General features: G+C 70.2%; 1 protein-coding gene. It reads left to right on the top strand.

Features of this window, described 5'->3' with window-relative positions:
• On the top strand, positions 1–1,594 hold a 1,594-nt coding region (locus VF584_23060; protein HEX8213074.1), incomplete at both ends, for a helicase-related protein.

Below are 1,594 nucleotides of genomic sequence, written 5' to 3'. Positions count from 1 at the left end.
CGGCAGAGACATTCCCCGCCGGACATATTGCTGACGACACCCGAGCAGGTGGCGCTGTTCTGCGCCTGGGAGGGCGCGCGCGACTACTTCCGCGATCTGAAGACGGTGGTGGTGGACGAGGCGCACGCGATCCAACCGAGCAAGCGGGGCGACCTGCTGGCGCTCGGTCTGGCGCGGCTGCAGGCGTTCGCGCCGGGGATGCGGCGGGTGGGGTTGTCGGCGACGGTGCAGGACCCGGACATGCTGCGCCGCTGGCTGGGGCCGGAGACGGACCTGGTGCTGGGGGAGCCCGGCGCCCCGCCCGTGGTGGACGTGCTGCTGGCGCAGGAGCGGGTGCCGTGGTCGGGCATCACGGCGCAACACGCGATGCCGGAGGTCTACGAGGAGATCAAACGGGCCACGACGACGCTGATCTTCGTCAACACGCGCTGGCAGGCGGAGTTCGCGTTCCAGGAGCTGTGGCGGCTGAACGAGGAGGGCCTGCCGATCGCGCTGCACCACGGCAGCCTCGCGCCCGAGCAGCGGCGCAAGGTCGAGGCGGCCATGTCCCGCGGGGAATTAAGGGCCGTGGTGGCCACCTCGACGCTCGACCTCGGCATTGACTGGGGCGCGGTGGACCTCGTCATCCAGCTCGCGGCGCCGAAGGGCGCCAGCCGGCTCGTTCAACGAATCGGTAGAGCCAACCACAGACTGGACGAGCCCTCCCGCGCGCTACTGGCGCCCGCCAACCGTTTCGAAATGCTCGAGTGCCAGGCCGCGCGCGAGGCGGTGGCGGAGGGCGCGCTGGACGGCGACCCGGCGCGCGACGGCGCGTTAGACGTGCTGGCTCAACACGTTATGGGCGCGGCGTGCGGCGAGCCCTTCCAGGCGGACCGGCTGTACGACGAGGTGCGACTGGCGGCGCCCTACCAGGGCCTACCGCGGGAAGACTTCGACCGCGTGGTCGAGTTCGTGTCGTCGGGCGGGTACGCGCTGCGCACCTACGACCGGTTCAAGCGGATCGTGAAGGGCCGCGACGACCTCTGGCGCGTGCGCAACGGGCTGATCGCGCAGCGGCATCGCATGAACGTCGGGGCAATCAACGCGCCGAGCACGCTGAACATCAAGGTGCGGACCGGTCGGCGCGGCGGCCGCAAGATCGGCGAGGCGGAGGAGTTCTATTTCGAACAGATCACCGTCGGGGACACGTTCGTCTTCGCGGGGCAGGTCTGGCGCTTCGAGGGCGTCGAGGGCGTGGACGCCATCGTCAGCGCCTCCAAGGATACGGAGCCGAAGATCCTGAGCTGGGGCGGCAGCAAGTTCGCGCTGTCGACGTACCTGGCCTGGCGCGTGCGCCGGATGATCGCCGACGAGAGCAGCTGGGTGCGCCTACCCGAGGACGTGCAGGAGTGGCTGCACGCGCAGAAGAAGCGCTCGCACATCCCGCGCGAGGACGAGTTGCTGATCGAGACGTTCCCGCGCGGCAAGCGCTGGTATCTGGTCTGCTACCCGTTCGAGGGGCGGCTGGCGCACACCACGCTGGCCATGCTGCTGGCGCGCCGGATGGACCGGGCGGGCCTGGGGCCGCTGGGGTACGTCTGCAACGACTACGCGC

The sequence above is a fragment of the Longimicrobium sp. genome, from assembly GCA_036389135.1.
Taxonomy (GTDB): Bacteria; Gemmatimonadota; Gemmatimonadetes; order Longimicrobiales; family Longimicrobiaceae; genus Longimicrobium.
Note: the sequence above shows the minus strand (reverse complement) of the source record. Positions and strands in the feature narration are given on the sequence as shown.